This is a genomic window from Micromonospora sp. CPM1, assembly GCF_023896895.1.
GTDB classification, from domain to species: Bacteria; Actinomycetota; Actinomycetes; order Mycobacteriales; family Micromonosporaceae; genus Micromonospora; species Micromonospora tulbaghiae.
Map to the genome: position 1 here is coordinate 1 of NZ_JAMHIU010000048.1, position 16,031 is coordinate 16,031.

Consider the following 16,031-nt stretch of genomic DNA (forward strand, 5'->3'; position numbering starts at 1 on the left):
GCCGACAGGGCGAAGCCCTGCTCCCCTGGCTCACCCACCGCCTGACCCCCTGACCGCCCGCCCCGCCCCGCCCCGCCCCGCCCCGCCTCGCCCCGGCGATCTTGCAGTTTCGGCCCCCGGGATGCCGCTTTGGCGCGCTTTGTCAGGGCCGGAAGTGCAAGATCAACGCGATTCGGAGGGCTGGACGCGCGGCGGTGCACGGTGCCGGCTCACCCGGGAGTGGGGACGCCCAGGGGGTCGGCGAAGAGGGGTGAGAAGCCCAGTTCGGCGGCGCCGATCAAGGTCGCGTCGTAGCCGAGCGCGGACACGCGCAGCCGGGCCTTGTCGCGGGAGATGGGCAGCACGTTGGCCGCGATCCGGCTGCGGACGTGGCTGGCGCAGACCGGGAAGACCTCGCTGAGCGTGCCTCCGAAGATCACCACGCCGGGGTTGAACAGGTTGATCACGTTCGCCACGCCGATGCCCAGCCAGTCACCGATGTGCCGCAGCGCGTCCTGCGCGGCCGGTTCTCCGCGCACGGCGGCGGCGACCACGGCGCGTACCGCCTCGCGTCCCTTCTCCTGCGCGGGTCGGCCCGCGACGTCCAGCAGCGCCCGCTCGCCGACCTCGGCCTCCAGGCACCCGCGCGAGCCGCAGCCGCAGGGCCTCCCCTGGTACGGGTTCACGAGCATGTGCCCGACCTCGGAGGCGTACCCGCCGTCGCCGTCGAGCAGTTCCCCGCCCACGATGATCCCGCCGCCCACACCGACGTCGCCGTGCAGGTAGACCAGGTTCTGCACGCCGACTCCGGCGCCGCGCTGATGCTCGGCCAGCGCGCCGAGGTGCGCCTCGTTGCCGACCAGGACGGGCAGGCCCAGGTCCAGCCGCCGGGCCAGCTCGGCGCCGAACGCCTGGTCCACCCACCCCATGTCCGGCCCGAACCGGACCATCCCGTCCCCCGGCCGGATCATGCCGCAGTAGGAGGCGCCCACGCCCACGCACACCGATCCGGGTGGCGCGGCGTGGTGCAGCGCCCGTCCGAAGTCGGCGAGCACCGAGACCACGGAGTCGAGGTCGGCCCCGGCCCGTGGCCGTTCCGCCTCCAGCCGCGCCGACACCACACCGCCGAGCCCGACGCGGGCGGCCACGAGCCGGTCCACGGCGATGTCGAAGGCGATGACGTAGACGGCGTCGGACGCGGGACGCACCACACGGGAGGGACGCCCGGCGCGTCCGCTGCCGCCCGCCGTGACCTCCCGGACCAGGCCGGCCGCCGCGAGTTCCGCAGTGAGTGCCATGACCGTGCTGCGGTTGACGCCCATCCACTCGGCCAGCTCGACGCGCGTGACCGGGCCGGTCAGGTGGACGCGCCGCAGCAGCGCGCCGAGGTTGAGCCGGCGGCTGTCCCCCTGCACGTGCCGGTCCACTGCCAGACCTTTCAGCATCGACCACTCCGTCGGATGGCGACTGGCTTGTGGCCCGAGGATAGTTCCCGCACATCGACGGGTGCCAGCGCCCGCCGCGCGGGGACGGCCGCCTCAACCATCGAGGGCCCGACCGGCGTTCATTGCGGTGAGGGGGTGGGCATGTCGGAGTCGTTCCGGGAGTTCGTGGTGCAGCGGTCACCGGCGTTGTCGCGGACCGCGTACCTGCTGACCGGCGATCACCAGCTCGCCGAGGATCTGTTGCAGAGCGCGCTGGCCCGCACCTACCGCCACTGGCGGCGGATCCGGGAGGGGGATCCGGAGGCGTACGTGCGCCGGGTCATGTACCACCAGCAGGTCTCCTGGTGGCGCCGTCGGCGGGTGACCGAACGGCTGGACGCGACGCCGGCCGAGCGCGGCGGCGGCGACCACACCGACGACACGGCGCTGCGGCTGAGCGTGGTGGCGGCACTGCGGCGGCTCACCGCGCGGCAGCGGGCCGTGGTGGTGCTGCGGTACTACGAGGACCTGACCGAGGCGCAGGTGGCCGAGGTGCTCGGCTGCTCGGTGGGCACCGTGAAGCGGCACGGGCACGACGCCGTACGCCGCCTGCGGGACCTGGTCCCCGACCTGCTGGAGCGGACGCCGGAGAGGAGCGAGCGGTGAGCGTACGGCTGCGGGAGGCGTTGCGGGAGGCGGCGGCCGAGGTGCCCGCGTACCCGGTGCACGACCGGGCGGTGCGGACCGCGCGGCGCACGCGGTGGCGGGCCGCCGCGGCGGTCGCGGCGGTGCTGGCGCTGGTGGCGGCCGTGCCGCTCACGGTACGCGGGGACGGCCGGACCGCACCGGCGGGCTCGGACGGGGCGGCGCTGCCGGACCGGCTCGGGCTGCCGCCGTTCGGCGCGTTGCGGGCCACCGACCGGCCCGCGCTCGGCCCGGCGTCGGTGGTGTTCAGCGGGCAGGCGCGAAGGCTGACCGGCCTGTTCGACGAGAACGGCACTGTCGGCATCGTCGGGGCGGACGCGGACCGGTACCGGACGTGGACGGTGGGCTTCGAGGCGCCGGCCGGGGAGGGAGTGCTGCTGTCCCCGGACGGGCGGTTCCTCGCGGTGCCCGACGGGTCGCCCACCAGCCCCGGCGTGGACGTGATCGACCTGGCGGGCGGCACGGTGCGGCGGTTGCCCAGCCCTCGGCCGGGCAGTGTGTGGACGGGTCCGGCCGGCTGGGCGCCGGACGGGTCGGCGCTGGCGGTCGTGGACACGACGCCGGCGAATCCGGAGCGCAACTCGTACGTCAACACGCTCAGCCTGGTGCGGCTGGACACCGGCCGGGCGGTCCGGCTGCTGGAGACCACGCAGGTGCCGGGATTCGGCTCGCCGGTGGCGTTCGCCGCCGACGGGTCGCGGCTGGCCTTCCAGGTCGGCACGAAGGTGCTCGTGAGCAGCCCGGACGGACGGCAGCTCTTCTCGTTCCCGCTGCCGGCCGACACCGCGCTCGCAGGCAAAGGGGCCTGGCTGCCGGACGGCTCGCTGGCGCTGGTCGCACACGAGTCGGCCGGCGACCGGTGGCGGCTGCGCCGGGTCGACACCGACGGCCGGGAGCTGCCCGCGCCCCCGCTGGCCGCCGTCTCGGGCGTGACGGCGATCCGGCTGCTCGGCTGGCTGCCGGACGGGACCGCATGGGTGGTCGCGTACCGGCCCGAGCCGAGCGCGCCGAGCCGGTACGCCGACGGGCTGGAGATGGACCAGCGGACCGCGTACGGCAACGTGCGGTCGATCCGGGTGCTGGGCCTGACACCCGGTGCCGCCGCTCCGGTCACGCTGCTCACCGCGCCGGACCAGGTGCTCGCCGTCGACGTGGCGGACTCGGTGGTGCACGCCGGCCGGGTCCGCGAGGCCGATCCGCCGTCGGGCCCCGGCGGCCGGGCGTGGTGGGGGGCGGGCCTCGTGGCGCTGGCGCTCGGCGGCCTGGCGGCGTACCGGTGGCTGCGCCGCGGGCGGCGATGACGCGGGTGTCTCCCCGGCCGGGGAGACACCCGCGCGGTCGGCGCGGAGGGCTACTCGGCTTCGCGGACCGGGCTCTGCGGGACCACCATGACCGGCCGGTGGGCGCGGTGCAGCGTGGCCATGGCGACGCTGCCGAGCAGGATCTTGCGGACCGCGGTCCGGCCGCGCGAGCCGACCACGACCAGGCTCGCCTTGCGCTCGGTGGCGACGGCGGAGAGCGCGTCGGCCACCGCGCGGCCGGGCGCGCCGCCGCCGGCGCGTACGCGCACCGTGGTCACCCCGTCGACCGTCTCCGGCGCGTCCCCCTCGTCGCCGTCGACGGCGACCAGGACGATCTCCCGCTCGGGGAAGAGGCGGCGGGCGGCGGCGAGTGCGGCCTCGGACCCGGCGGAGGCGTCCCAGCCGACCACCACCGGGCCGGCGGCGAGCGCGTCGTACTCGTCGGTCAGCAGCGGGTGCGGCACGACGAGCACGGGACGCGGGCTGTAGTGCACGGCCATGTCGGAGACGCTGCCGAGCACCGCGCGGGCGCCGCCGAGGCCCCGGGAGCCGAGCAGCAGCACGTCGGCCTGCTTCTCGTCGGCCAGCTCGGCGAGCCGGAGCCCTTCGCCGCCGTAGCTGCGGCACACGAGCGGCTCGGCGTCCCAGCCGGCGGCGCGGCCCAGCATCACGCCGACGGACGTCATCCGGTCGGCCTCCCGGCCGCCCTCGCGCTCGATCGCCTCGACGAACACGTTGATGTCGCGGGTGCCGGTCCAGAGCCGCTTGCGGAGTTCCTCGCTGGCGAACGGAGGCGTCCACAGATGCCCGATCCACGCGTGCGCGCCGGGGAACAGCAGCGCGCCCGCCTCGATGGCGGCGCTAGCGGCCGGAGACCCGTCGTAACCCACCACCACTTGCCTGCCGTGCTCGTCGCTCACCGCACCCAACCTCTCTCACCGATGACATCTCACAAGATCGTATCCGGGTCCGGACCGGGTCCGAGCCGGATCGTCCGCCACGGAATCATCGGTACGCTGGGCGGATGAGCACCCCGGACCTGTCGTACCTACTCGACCACACCAGCCACGTGTTGCGTACCCGGGTGGCGGCGGCGCTCGCCGAGATCGGGCTGACCGCCCGGATGCACTGCGTGCTCGCGCACGCGCTGCCCGAGGAGCGTACGCAGATCCAGCTCGCCGAGATGGGCGACATGGACAAGACGACGATGGTCGTCACGGTGGACGCGCTGGAGCGGGCCGGGCTGGCCGAACGGCGTCCGGCGCGTACGGACCGGCGGGCGCGGATCATCGCGGTGACCGAGGAGGGCGCCCGGGTCGCCGCGCGCAGCCAGGAGATCGTCGACCGGGTACACGCCGAGGCGCTCGCGAGCCTGCCGGACGACGAGCGGGAGGTCTTCCTGCGCGCGCTGCGGCGCCTGGCCGGCGGCCACCTGGCCACGCCGGTGCAGAGTCCGAAGCCGGCACGCCGCGCCCGCCAATAGTCTCCAAATAGATTGTCTGTAACGGGACTATCCGTTACGGTCTCTCCTGTCGCACCTCTCGACAGGAGGACTCCATGTCCGCTCCCCGCTCCCGCCGGCTCGCCCTCGGCGTGCTCGCCACCGGCGCCCTGATGACCATCCTCGACGGCAGCATCGTCACCGTGGCGATGCCCGCCATCCAGCGCGACCTGCGCTTCTCCCCGGCCGGCCTGAGCTGGGTGGTCAACGCGTACCTGATCGCGTTCGGCAGCCTGCTCCTGCTCGCCGGCCGGCTCGGCGACCTGATCGGGCGCCGGGCGATGTTCCTCGGCGGCACCGCGCTGTTCACCGCCGCGTCGGTGCTGGCCGGGCTCGCGGAGAACAGCGCCACGCTCGTCGCGGCCCGCTTCCTCCAGGGCATCGGCAGCGCGGCGGCCACAGCGGTGAGCCTCGGCATCCTGGTCACGCTCTTCCCCGACGCCGCCGAGCGGGCGCGGGCGTTCGCCGTGTTCGCCTTCACCGGCGCGGCCGGGGCGGCCATCGGCCAGGTCGCCGGCGGCCTGCTCACCGACGCGCTGGGCTGGCACTGGATCTTCCTGATCAACCTGCCGATCGGCCTGGCCACGATCACGCTCGCGGTCCGCACGCTGCCCGCCGACCGGGGTCTGGGCCTGGCCGCCGGGGCCGACGTGGCGGGCGCGCTGCTGGTCACCGCCGGGCTCGTGCTGGGCATCTACACGGTGGTCACGATCGAGCGGCACGGGGCGACGTCGGCGCACACGCTCGGCCTGGGCGCGCTCGCCGCCGCTCTCGTCGCCGGTTTCGTGGTCCGGCAGGCCACCGCGCGCCGCCCGCTCATGCCGTTGCGGCTCCTGCGCTCGCGCGGCGTCGCCGTGGCGAACGTGGTCCAGATCCTCACCGTCGCCGCGACGTTCGCGTTCCAGGTGCTCGTGACGCTCTACCTCCAGCAGGTGCTCGGCTACGACGCCACGCGCACCGGGCTGGCGCTGCTCCCGGCCGCCGTCGTCATCGGCGCGGTGTCGCTCGGCGTCTCGGCCCGGCTCAACGCCCGCTTCGGCGAGCGGGTCGTGCTGATCGCCGGGCTCGTGCTGCTCGCCGCCATGTTCGCGCTGCTGGCCCGGGTGCCGGTGGACGGCCGCTACCTGCGCGACGTGCTCCCGGTGATGCTGCTCGCCGGCGGGTTCGGGCTGGTGCTGCCGGCGCTCACCGCGCTCGGCATGTCCGCCGCCCGCCCCGACGATGCCGGGCTCACCTCCGGGCTGTTCAACACCACGCAGCAGATCGGCATGGCGTTCGGCGTCGCGGTGCTGTCCACGCTGGCCGCCGCCCGCACGGCCGGCCGCGTCGCGCTCGGCGACGACCGGGCCACGGCGCTGACAAGCGGCTTCCACCTGGCGTTCGCGATCGGCGGAGGGCTCCTGGTGGTCGCCGTCGTGCTCGCGTACGCGCTGCTGCGCCCCCGCGCGGCGGAGCGCGCCGACGCCCCGGCGCTCGTGGGGTGAGTCAGCCGGGGGCGCGGGCCGGACGGGTGAGGAACGGCAGCACCGCCGCCGGCAGCGCCGGTGAGGCCACCACGTCGTAGTGGGTCAGCCCGGGCAGCACCGCGAGCCGGGACGCGGGACGGTCGCCGTCGCCGCCCGCGTCCCGGTGGCCGCCGCCGAGCAGGCCGAAGAACTCCGCCGCGTGGCTCACCGGGATCTCGTCCGCGTCGGCGAAGACCAGCAGCACCGGCATCGGCAGCGCGGCCACCTCTGCGGACCAGTCGTAGTCCCGCCGCAGCAGTTCCCCACTGCGGGCCCAGAGCAGGGGCCAGTCCTGCGGGCGGGGCGCGACCCGCGCGTACCGCTCGTACGGCGGGGTGCCGCGCATGCGCTCGGCGGCGCGCTCGTCGTGGGCGGACATCGCGGCCAGCGTCTCCGGGTACCAACCGCGCCGCCGGAACGGCGTGGAGACGAGCACGAGGCGGCGGACCAGGGCGGGGTGCTGGATCGCGGTACGCAGGGCCACCCCGCCGCCGAGCGAGTAGCCGAGCACGTCGGCCCGAGGCAGGCCGAGCAGGCGCAGCAGCCCGGCCACGTCGTCGGCCATCGACTCGTACCGCAGCGGCCGGTCCAGACCGCCGGTGCGGCCGTGGCCCCGCAGGTCGACGGCGATCAGCCGGCGGCGCGCGGCGAGCGCCTGCCGGACCGGCGCGAACGTCTCCGTCGACCCGTATCCGCCGTGCAGCAGGACCAGCGGCCTGCCGGTGCCGTGCTCCTCGTACCAGATCCGCAGCCCGCCGACGTCCGCATAGGTCACCCGCCGATCGTCGCGCCCCCGGCGCCGTGGCGGGCCCGTTCGCGGACGCCCCTCAGCGGGACGCGCGGGGGCGGGCGCGCAGGTGGGCGCGTTCGCCCTGGCTGCCGAAGAGGCTGAGGAACTCCACCCCCTCGCTGTCGGCGCGGCCGAACCAGTGCGGGACGCGGGTGTCGAACTCGGCCGCCTCACCGGGTTCGAGCACCAGGTCGTGCTCGCCGAGCACGAGCCGCAGCCGCCCGTTGAGCACGTAGACCCACTCGTACCCCTCGTGGGTCTTCGGCTCGGGCTCGGACCGCCCGCCGGCCGGGATGATCAGCTTGTACGCCTGGATGCCGCCGGCGCGGCGGGTCAGCGGCAGCATGGTCATCCCGAACGCGGCGACCGGCCGCAGGTGGACGCGCGGATCGCCGGTGGGCGGGGCGCCGACCAGCTCGTCGAGCGTGACGCCGTGCGCGCGGGCCAGCGGGAGCAGCAGTTCCAGCGTCGGCTTGCGGCCGCCGGACTCCAGCCGGGACAGCGTGCTCACCGAGATGCCGGTGGCGGCGGAGAGGTCGGTGAGGGTGGTCTCCCGCTCGCGGCGCAGCGCGCGCAGCCGGGGGCCGACCGCGTCGAGGGCCTGGTCGAGGTCGTCGTCCATGCCCACCAGTTTGCCACATCAGCAACAGAGTTTGCAGTTCTGTCGGGCCTCGCCGCAATCTGGTCGCGGAGGTGGTCACGATGACCGAGAACTACGAGGTACTGGTGATCGGCGGCGGCGCGGCCGGGCTCAGCGGCGCGCTCATGCTGGCCCGGGCACGCCGGTCGGTGCTGGTGGTGGACGGCGGCGAGCCGCGCAACGCGCCCGCCGACGGGGTGCACGCCCTGCTGGGGCACGACGGCGTGCCGCCGGCCGAGCTGCTGGCGCGCGGCCGGGACGAGGTCGGCCGCTACGGCGGGCACCTGACCGAGGGCCGGGTCGAGAAGGTGGCCCGCGACGACGCCGGGTTCGAGGTGGCACTCGCCGACGGCCGCCGGATCCGCGCCGGGCACGTGCTGGTCGCCACCGGCCTGGTCGACGAGCTGCCCGAGATGCCCGGCCTGCGCGAGCGCTGGGGGCGGGACGTGGTGCACTGCCCGTACTGCCACGGCTGGGAGGTGCGCGAGCGGCCGATCGGGGTGCTCGGCACCGGCCCCATGTCGGTGCACCAGACGCTGCTGTTCCGGCAGTGGAGCGACGACGTGGTCTACCTGCGGCACACCGCGCCGCCGCTCACCGACGAGCAGGCCGAGCAGCTCGCCGCGCGCGGCGTGCCGGTGGTCGAGGGTGAGGTCGCGGCCGTCGAGACGGACGGGGACCGGCTGACCGGGGTACGCCTGCGCGACGGCCGCACAGTCGACCGCGAGGTGCTCACCGTCGCGCCCCGGATGGTGGCGCGGACCGGGTTTCTTGCCGGACTGGGGCTGCACCCGCAGCCGCACCCCAGCGGGATGGGCGAGTACCTGCCGGCCGGCGAGGCGGGGCGTACCGATGTGCCCGGGGTGTGGGTCGCCGGCAACGTGACCGACCTGTCGGCGCAGGTCGGGGCCGCCGCGGCGGCGGGTGCCTGGACCGCGGCGATGATCAACGCGGACCTGGTGCAGGAGGAGACCCGCCGGGCGGTCGAGGCCCGGCGTGACGCGCGGGAGGGTGGGTGACCACGAATCCTCCCTAACCTGACAATTCTTCCCCTAGGTTGAGTCGGAGAGGGCAGTCGGAACCTGGGGGGCGACGTGGAGGGCTATCCGGCGATCGAGGATCACGGTCTCATCGGCGACCTCCAGACCGCCGCGCTGGTGACCTGTGACGGGACGATCGACTGGTTCTGCGCGCCGCGCTTCGACTCGCCGAGCATCTTCTGCGCGCTGCTGGACAAGGACAAGGGCGGCTTCTTCCAGATCGCCCCGCACGAGGTCCGGTACGTCACCAAGCAGCTCTACCTGCCCGGCACGCCGATCCTGATCACCCGGTTCATCAGCGCGGACGGCGTCGCCGAGGTGATCGACTTCATGCCGGTCACCGGTGAGCGGGTCACCGACTCGCACCGCATCGTGCGCATGGTCAACATGGTGCGCGGCAGCATGCGATTCCGGGTCGAGTGCCGGCCCCGGTTCGACTACGCACGCCAGAGCCACGAGCTGGAGCGGCACCGCAACGGCTACCTGTTCCGCAGCCCGTCCGAGACGCTCACCTTCAACCCGATCGACCCGGTGCGGCAACTCTGGGCCCAGACCGGCGAGATCCGCATGGAGGGCGGCGACCTCATCGCGTACGGCACCCTCAACGAGGGCGACACCGGCGGGGTGATCCTGGAGACCGGCAGTGAGGAACCCCGGATCATCCCGCCGGAAGAGGTCCAGGGCATGTTCGAGTGGACCCGGGACTACTGGCGGCGCTGGGTCGAACGCTCCCGCTACACCGGCCGCTGGCGGGAGATGGTCGAGCGCTCCGCCATCACGCTCAAACTCATGACGTACGCGCCGACCGGCGCGATGATCGCCGCGCCGACCGCCGCGCTGCCCGAGCTGGTCGGCGGCTCCCGCAACTGGGACTACCGCTACACCTGGGTACGCGACACCTCGTTCTCCGTGCACGCGCTGCTCGGCCTCGGGTTCACCGAGGAGGTCAGCCGGTACATGGACTGGCTCGACGAGCGCATCCGCGAGGCCGGCGACCACCAGGACCCGCTGAAGATCATGTACCGGGTCGACGGCTCCTCCGACCTGCACGAGGAGGTCCTGGACCACCTGGAGGGGTACCGGGGCTCCCGGCCGGTCCGGATCGGCAACGGCGCGGCCGACCAGATCCAGCTCGACATCCACGGCGAGGCGCTGTACGCCATGCACCTCGCCGACGAGCAGGGCATCCGCGTGTCGCACCAGGTGTGGAAGAGCACCGTGCGCCTGATCGACTGGCTCTGCCACAACTGGGACCAACGTGACGCCGGCATCTGGGAGAGCCGCCACCACCCCCGCAACTACACGTTCGGCCGGGTGATGTCCTGGGTGGCGCTGGACCGGGCCATCCGCCTGGCCGCCCGCACCGGCCGGCCCGGGGACATGAGCTGCTGGACCGAACAGCGCAACCGGATCTACAACCAGGTCATGGCCCGCGGTTTCCACCGGGAACGCGGCAGCTTCGTGCAGGCGTACGACGAGAACGTGCTCGACGCCGCGCTGCTCTACATGCCGGCGGTCGGCTTCGTCACGCCCAGCGACCCGCTGTGGCTGTCCACGCTGGAGTCGATCGAGCGGGATCTGGTCTCGGACAGCCTGGTCCACCGGTACGACCCGCTGCACTCCCCCGACGGGCTGCCCGGCCACGAGGGCACGTTCAACATGTGCACCTTCTGGTACGTCGAGGCACTGGCCCGCTCCGGCCGGCGGGACGACGCCCGGCTCACGCTGGAGAAGATGTTCACCTTCAGCAACCACCTCGGCCTCTACGCCGAGGAGATCGCCTCGACCGGTGAGCAGATCGGCAACTACCCGCAGGCGTTCAGCCACCTCGCCCTGATCAACTCGGCGCTGGCGGTCAACGACCTGCTCGACGCCGACGCCCACGCCCGCCTGCGCCGGTAACTCCGGCGATCTCCGGTCCGCTGCTCCAGCAACGGGTACCGCCGGACATGCTCGGGCGGGTCGCAAGCCTCGACCTCCTCGTCCCGATCGCGTTCATGCCACTGCCGGTCGCCATCGTCGCCGCCGCGGCCCCGCGCCGATCGCCTGCCGTTCCCACTGCGCCTTGGTGATCTCGTACCGCACGCCGCCGTGTTCGGCGCCCTCGATCACCCCCACGTCCGAGGGGGTGGGGTAGGTGTCCACGAGCGACATTCCGAGCTTCGCCATGATGTTGCGCGAACCGTGGTTGACGGACATCGTCGTAGCCCAGACCACACGGACACTCAGCTCCGTGAACGCCTTGCCCAGCAGGGCCCGCGAACCCTCGGTGGCATAACCGTTGCCCCAGGCCACCTGCCGCAGACGGTAGCCGAGTTCGACTTCGTCCAGCGCGCCCTCCGGCGCGGGGCGCAGGATGAACCAGCCGACGAACGCGCCGCCGTGCTTCTCGTGCGCGGCGAACAGTCCGAGGTCGCCGTTCCACTTCTCGTAGCCCGCGAGGATGTTCGGGAGGTAGCGCTCGCGGATGACCTCCGGCGGGGTCGGATCGCCGCCGCTCAGGTAACGCATCACCGCTGGGTCGCTGTCCAGCTCGATCAGCAGGTCCGCGTCATCGGCTGTGAACCGGCGCAGGACCAGGCGCTCGGTTTCCAGGTAGGTGTCCACTAGCCGATCGTGCCCGAGGCAAGCCGGGCGGCCCAACGGTTTTGGCGGTGACCGGCCGCTGGGCGCTCGGCGGCGTCTCCTCGCCGTTCCGGCCCAGCCAGGCCGTTCGATCACACACGGTCATGCCCTGCCGGAAGGCTCATACCTCCGAGCGATATGACTCCAGTCGTAAATATGCCTCGTGGTCATATCGGGCGCCGCGCCACCAGGAACCGCGCCTCCAAGGCGACGCTGGACCGGCACGACACGCCCGCGACGCAGGGATGTATGGCGCCAGTGGCCTCGACGTCGGACATGAGCAGCCATCGCGTCGTCGACTACTCTGCAGCGGAATGCGGCACCGGACGGTGTCCGTATCCAGGCGAAGCGCACGTCGCGCCCGCTACAACAACGGGAGAACGCTGTGACAGTCCGCGCCACGGGCCGGCCGTTGACCCGACTGGAAGCCGCCCAGGCGCAGGCGGAGCACGTGCTCGGTGCCCGGAAGGCCAAGCGGATCGCGATGTTCGGCAACGGCACGCTGTACGTCAAGGCGGGCACGCTGGCGCAGGTCATGTCCTGGCTCATCGACTTCGTGGTGTGCCTGTTCGCTGTCGCGGTAGGTGTCGTCGCCCTGTCCGTGGTGGACCGCGCGGTGACCCTCTCCGGCGGTGCCCTCGCCGGGGCGGTGCTCGCGTTGTTCGTACTGGTGCCGGTGCTCTACGGCCTCCGCTACGGCAACGGCCGGGCGCTCGGTGCCGTCCTCACCGGCACGCAGCTCGTGCGGGTCAAGGACGGCAGCCGGATCGGCGTCAAGGCATGCTGGGCCATGCTGGTCCGGACGCTGTTCATGCCGGTCCTGTCCGTCGTGCTGGTGGTGACCGCGTTCAGTACCGGTTCCGCGGATGCGCCCGGCTCGCTCGTGCGGACCAGCATCGACCCGGACGCCACCGGGCGCCTCCACGCCGCGGGCATCCGTTGACCCGTCACCACACCGCACCGCGACGGCCGACGCTGCCCCCGTACATCGCCTAGCCTCTCGGGCGTGGAGCACCTGCGCGACCTCGCCGTCCGGTTGGCGATGGACGAACCGGTCGGCGACGACCTGCCGATGGCGGCTGCTCACGCTCTGACCCGAGGCGTCGACTCGCCGGGCCTGCGTGAGCTTGCCGGCCTGTCGAAGGGTCAGTCGCGGGAGGCAGTCGATCTGTTCCGGCAGGCGATGGACGAACTCGGCTCGCCGGTGCCGGACGAGCGCGGCGCCCGGCTGCACCTCATGCGTCAGGCAGCGGCGGACATCGTTGCGGGAGACGGTGACGCCGAGGACCTGGCGTACGAGATCTACTGGCACGCGGCCTATTCCCAGTTGCCGGAGCTGCGACCCGTGGCCGATCGCTTCCTGGAGGTCTACGTCGGATGGGGCGCGGCCTTCGACCAGACGGAGGAGGCGACTGCGGCCGCTAAGGTGGCGGCCCAGTCGTTCCTGCGCGACCATCCAGCCTGAGCGGCTCCCGCATGTCTCGTCTACCGCAGCGACCGCGCACGGGCAAACGCCAGACGTGATGAGCCATATGCTGCACCCCGAGCGGAAGCGGGGATTTCGTGAGGATCGTTGATCGGGTTCGCGGCGGATCATTTGTCGCCGGCGTACTGGTGGTGCTGGGCCTTGCCGGCTGCGTCACACGAGCCGACCCGCCACCGCCTCCGGCACCCTCAGTGGATCCCGCACCGTCGGCATCGCCCACCGAGCAGGAGGCGCTGATGGCGACGATTCGCCAGCTGGTCGAGCGGGCCGATGTCGGCGACGACATCCGGGAGCGCACGATCGAGGTCGGCGAACCCTATGAACCCTGCGACCTGCTCATTGCCGACCCCGGCCGGTCGAACGGGGGCGGGTTGGAATTCGATCAGGTGTGGGGCGCGGGCCTGGAGGTCAATCCTGTAGGGATCTTCGCCGACGTCCAGCCCCCGAGAACCCTTCTGAACGTCACAGTGATCGGTCTGCGCGATGCCTCGGCGGCCGCTGCGGCTGCGCGTACGGCGCGCACCGCACGTTGCCCCAGTAAGGATTTCCGACTCAACATCGGGATGGCCACCGCCCGGTGGGGCGCACGCACGATGACCATCGGATCGACGAGCGCGCGGCTGACCACGGCGACGGTGAGCCGGGTGAACCCGGAAAGCGCTGAAGGAATGCCGTTCCTGCCGGGCAACGCGCGGCTGATCTTCGCGCACGGCTCGCTGCTCATCAGTGTCGAGGCGCTCACCTTCTGGCCGCCCAAACTGAGCACCGCCACCGACGTCACCGCAATCGCTCAGGAGAAGGCCACGTCCCTGGCAACGGCGATCGTCAAGACCATCCCCACGCCAGGGTAGGACCGAGCGGTCCGCTGGAGTAGACGCCCGCTGGCCGAGGATCTGATATCGACGTTGGATGTCAGGCACTCCTCCGCCCAGGCAAGTCAGTCGGGTGTGGCGGATCTGCCCGGCTGAGCGCGGCGCGATCCGGGTCCTTTCCGGGTCGGCGGGTGCCACCGTCGTCGCTCTACGATTCCGTCGTGGTGCCGAACGCTGCCCGCCGCGCCAGGCGTCGAGGCAAGACAATTCTCGCGGCCCTGGTTGTGGTGCTCGTGCTGCTGTCCACCTACCTCACGATCACGCTGAGATACGAGCTGCACCAAGGAAACTTCGGAGCGAACCCGCAGGCGTTGTCGAGCGCCACTGCTGGTCCCTACACGGAGTACCGGTACCTCGCGCAGCCCGGTCGAAGCATCGATTACGGGTTCAGCATCGCCAACCGCGGACCGCTGACCATCCGCCTCAAGGAAGTGACCAAAGACGGCGGCCCCGGCTACGTCGTTGATCAGGTTCATGTGAACATGGATGTCGACCGTGAGGGCTTCGAGAGGGGAAAGGCCACTCCCTTCGAGCCGATCGACCTTCCGGCGGGCGATCAGATATTCGTGTGGGTGACCCTGCGCTTCTCCGAAGATCTCCTTCTGAACTATCAGCCTCCGTGTGCGGGGTTCTCTTTCGCAACGCACGAAGTGCGATTCAACGTCCTCGGGATGCAGCGCGAGCAGAGAGTGCCGATCGGCTACTTCATCCGCGTCGAGACGCCTGACGCCGACGGACGCCCCTGCCGCAGTGACGAGTAGATGTCGTCTCCCGGCTGATACTGGACATGATCGTTCTGGCCGAGGCGCTAGCTTGCCGGGGTGGGCTATGACATGTTCGTTCAGCGTTTCGTGCAGGGCGACGCCGCCCCGATGGCGGCTGACGCCTTCCTGGCTGTCTTTGCGCCCCGTGTCGACCGCCGAGCACCGCAGCCCAGCCATTGGCACATCAGCGCCGAGGACGGCGGCACGGCAGATGTCTACGCCGCCCTCACCGGCGACACTCTCGACAGTTTCACGATCAGCCGATTCTCCGCCGGCGCGGTTCTCGACATGCTCGTCGAGTTCATCGGACTCTCCGATGCCGTGGTACTTCCACCTGGCTCCCCCACCCTGCTCGCGCACGAAGGGCAGCGGGACCACCTTCCCGAGGAACTCCGCGCCGACACCGTGGTCGTCCAGGCCGGCGCGGACGTCGAGCGCGCCATCCTGAACTGCTAGGCGACGTGTGAACGTCCGACGGTGCTGGACAGGCGGCAGCCGGCCCGCCGGCTGCCCACTCCAACCACGCCGGACAGCGCACGGGATCGTGGTACGGCCGCTGGGGACGTGCCAGGTGTGCGGCTGCGTCCTGCTGCCGGACACCGCCGGCGACCGATGCCACCAGCACTTGGTCGTCGACTGAGCCCTTCTTTCGCCCGCCCGTGCTGTCAGCGACTCCCAGCGCGAGGGATCAGGCCCGGCGACGAGGTTCTCTGCCGCTGACACCACCGTACGGAAGCGGGACGCCCAAGGCTCGCCAGAGGTCACGGAGCACCCGTCCGAGCCGCTCGCTGTCGTCCGTCGACAGCTCAGCGATGGCCATGCCGGCGGCCTGGTGCTCCCCGACGTTGTAGATCAGGTCGGCAAGCGCCGTAGCTGACGGTCGGTCGAGACGAAGAACGACTTCCTCTTCCTCAGGCATGTCCGGCACCCTACGGCTCCAGCAGCACGTCGTCGTCCACCAGAGGTGTCTCGTGCGGCCAAGGTCCCCACGTGATGTGGAACCATGACCGCATGGACCAGGAGACTGCGCCACAGGGGTGGATGCAGCAGCACATGGCCTCCTGGCTCCGCCTCGCCACCACCTTGCAAAGCGAAGGCTGGGAGGCGCAGATGACGTGTGAGGCAGCTCCGGTGCAGATGGAAGGTCACTTGCCGAGTGGCGAGCGGTTCTACTTCCGTGCCCGTCACAGCGATGTATCGCTCGGCATCGGAGGCGTGTCGGCTCCGCCTGAAAACTGACCCCGTGGTTCCGGCTGAATTTTTTGACCCCTTCCGGAAGCATCGGGAGGTGCTGAGCGTGGAGGACTGGGCGGAGATCCGTCGGTTGCACCGAGCGGAGCGGATGGCGATCAAGGCCATCTGCCGTCGGCTGGGGGTCTCGCGGAACACGGTGCGGAAC

19 protein-coding genes are annotated in these 16,031 nt (G+C 72.1%); 13 read left to right on the forward strand and 6 right to left on the reverse strand.

Translation table 11 applies throughout. The features are described from left to right. Positions 1-209: 209 nt before the first annotated feature. Positions 210-1,424 (reverse strand): ROK family transcriptional regulator, encoded by a 1,215-nt coding sequence (locus tag M8C11_RS29605; protein WP_252454697.1) that lies wholly within the window; start codon positions 1,422-1,424, stop codon positions 210-212. A gap of 141 nt (positions 1,425-1,565) precedes the next feature. On the opposite strand from M8C11_RS29605, the gene M8C11_RS29610 reads away from it, so the two are divergent. Together M8C11_RS29610 and M8C11_RS29615 are read left to right on the forward strand one after the other, a co-directional pair. Then, on the forward strand, positions 1,566-2,069 hold the full coding sequence (locus tag M8C11_RS29610) for a SigE family RNA polymerase sigma factor (protein ID WP_121686663.1): 504 nt from the start codon (positions 1,566-1,568) through the stop codon (positions 2,067-2,069). Continuing rightward, a complete protein-coding gene (locus M8C11_RS29615) occupies positions 2,066-3,409 on the forward strand; it encodes a hypothetical protein (RefSeq protein ID WP_121686631.1) in 1,344 nt (447 codons plus the stop codon). Before M8C11_RS29610 ends, M8C11_RS29615 begins: the two co-directional genes overlap by 4 nt. A 50-nt stretch (positions 3,410-3,459) precedes the next feature. Here M8C11_RS29615 and M8C11_RS29620 read toward each other — a convergent pair whose 3' ends face one another. After that, positions 3,460-4,329 carry a universal stress protein gene (locus tag M8C11_RS29620; protein WP_120568656.1) on the reverse strand — a complete coding sequence of 290 codons (870 nt, stop codon included), beginning with the start codon at positions 4,327-4,329 and terminating at the stop codon, positions 3,460-3,462. Between the two features lie 104 nt (positions 4,330-4,433). Here M8C11_RS29620 and M8C11_RS29625 point away from each other — a divergent pair, with 104 nt between their 5' ends. After that, the gene (locus M8C11_RS29625) at positions 4,434-4,892 is read left to right on the forward strand and encodes a MarR family winged helix-turn-helix transcriptional regulator (RefSeq protein ID WP_120568655.1); all 459 of its coding nucleotides are present in this window, start codon (positions 4,434-4,436) and stop codon (positions 4,890-4,892) included. Positions 4,893-4,966: 74 nt separating this feature from the next. After that, complete coding sequence (locus tag M8C11_RS29630) at positions 4,967-6,394, forward strand: MFS transporter (protein WP_252454699.1); 1,428 nt, start codon at positions 4,967-4,969, stop codon at positions 6,392-6,394. 1 nt (position 6,395) lies between these two features. On the opposite strand, the gene M8C11_RS29635 is transcribed toward M8C11_RS29630, so the two are convergent. Then, on the reverse strand, positions 6,396-7,190 hold the full coding sequence (locus tag M8C11_RS29635) for an alpha/beta fold hydrolase (RefSeq protein ID WP_252454701.1): 795 nt from the start codon (positions 7,188-7,190) through the stop codon (positions 6,396-6,398). Between the two features lie 52 nt (positions 7,191-7,242). Beyond that, positions 7,243-7,827 (reverse strand): helix-turn-helix domain-containing protein, encoded by a 585-nt coding sequence (locus M8C11_RS29640; RefSeq protein WP_091421325.1) that lies wholly within the window; start codon positions 7,825-7,827, stop codon positions 7,243-7,245. Between the two features lie 80 nt (positions 7,828-7,907). Here M8C11_RS29640 and M8C11_RS29645 point away from each other — a divergent pair, with 80 nt between their 5' ends. Beyond that, entirely contained in the window at positions 7,908-8,864 is a 957-nt protein-coding gene (locus M8C11_RS29645) for an NAD(P)/FAD-dependent oxidoreductase (RefSeq protein ID WP_252454703.1), read from the forward strand. Positions 8,865-8,939: 75 nt separating this feature from the next. After that, positions 8,940-10,787, forward strand: a complete 1,848-nt coding sequence (locus tag M8C11_RS29650) for a glycoside hydrolase family 15 protein (RefSeq protein WP_252454704.1) — start codon at positions 8,940-8,942, stop codon at positions 10,785-10,787. Between the two features lie 93 nt (positions 10,788-10,880). On the opposite strand, the gene M8C11_RS29655 is transcribed toward M8C11_RS29650, so the two are convergent. Next, positions 10,881-11,492, reverse strand: coding sequence for a GNAT family N-acetyltransferase (locus tag M8C11_RS29655; protein ID WP_252454706.1), 612 nt, complete (start codon positions 11,490-11,492; stop codon positions 10,881-10,883). Positions 11,493-11,922: 430 nt separating this feature from the next. On the opposite strand from M8C11_RS29655, the gene M8C11_RS29660 reads away from it, so the two are divergent. The 5 genes from M8C11_RS29660 to M8C11_RS29680 all read left to right on the forward strand — a co-directional run bounded on the left by M8C11_RS29660 (position 11,923) and on the right by M8C11_RS29680 (position 15,088). Beyond that, entirely contained in the window at positions 11,923-12,453 is a 531-nt protein-coding gene (locus tag M8C11_RS29660) for a hypothetical protein (RefSeq protein WP_252454708.1), read from the forward strand. Positions 12,454-12,516: 63 nt separating this feature from the next. Then, on the forward strand, positions 12,517-12,975 hold the full coding sequence (locus M8C11_RS29665; RefSeq protein WP_252454710.1) for a hypothetical protein: 459 nt from the start codon (positions 12,517-12,519) through the stop codon (positions 12,973-12,975). Positions 12,976-13,232: 257 nt separating this feature from the next. Beyond that, positions 13,233-13,847: a hypothetical protein gene (locus tag M8C11_RS29670; RefSeq protein WP_252454712.1), complete on the forward strand. Its 615-nt coding sequence runs from the start codon at positions 13,233-13,235 to the stop codon at positions 13,845-13,847. 182 nt (positions 13,848-14,029) lie between these two features. Next, a complete protein-coding gene (locus M8C11_RS29675; protein ID WP_252454714.1) occupies positions 14,030-14,629 on the forward strand; it encodes a hypothetical protein in 600 nt (199 codons plus the stop codon). Between the two features lie 60 nt (positions 14,630-14,689). Further along, positions 14,690-15,088 (forward strand): hypothetical protein, encoded by a 399-nt coding sequence (locus M8C11_RS29680; protein ID WP_252454716.1) that lies wholly within the window; start codon positions 14,690-14,692, stop codon positions 15,086-15,088. 232 nt (positions 15,089-15,320) lie between these two features. On the opposite strand, the gene M8C11_RS29685 is transcribed toward M8C11_RS29680, so the two are convergent. Next, the gene (locus tag M8C11_RS29685) at positions 15,321-15,551 is read right to left on the reverse strand and encodes a hypothetical protein (RefSeq protein WP_252454718.1); all 231 of its coding nucleotides are present in this window, start codon (positions 15,549-15,551) and stop codon (positions 15,321-15,323) included. A gap of 92 nt (positions 15,552-15,643) precedes the next feature. Here M8C11_RS29685 and M8C11_RS29690 point away from each other — a divergent pair, with 92 nt between their 5' ends. Both M8C11_RS29690 and M8C11_RS29695 read left to right on the forward strand, forming a co-directional pair. Then, the gene (locus M8C11_RS29690) at positions 15,644-15,871 is read left to right on the forward strand and encodes a hypothetical protein (RefSeq protein WP_252454720.1); all 228 of its coding nucleotides are present in this window, start codon (positions 15,644-15,646) and stop codon (positions 15,869-15,871) included. Positions 15,872-15,920: 49 nt separating this feature from the next. Then, positions 15,921-16,031, forward strand: a 111-nt coding sequence (locus tag M8C11_RS29695) for a helix-turn-helix domain-containing protein (RefSeq protein WP_252454722.1), incomplete at its 3' end; no start/stop codon positions are given.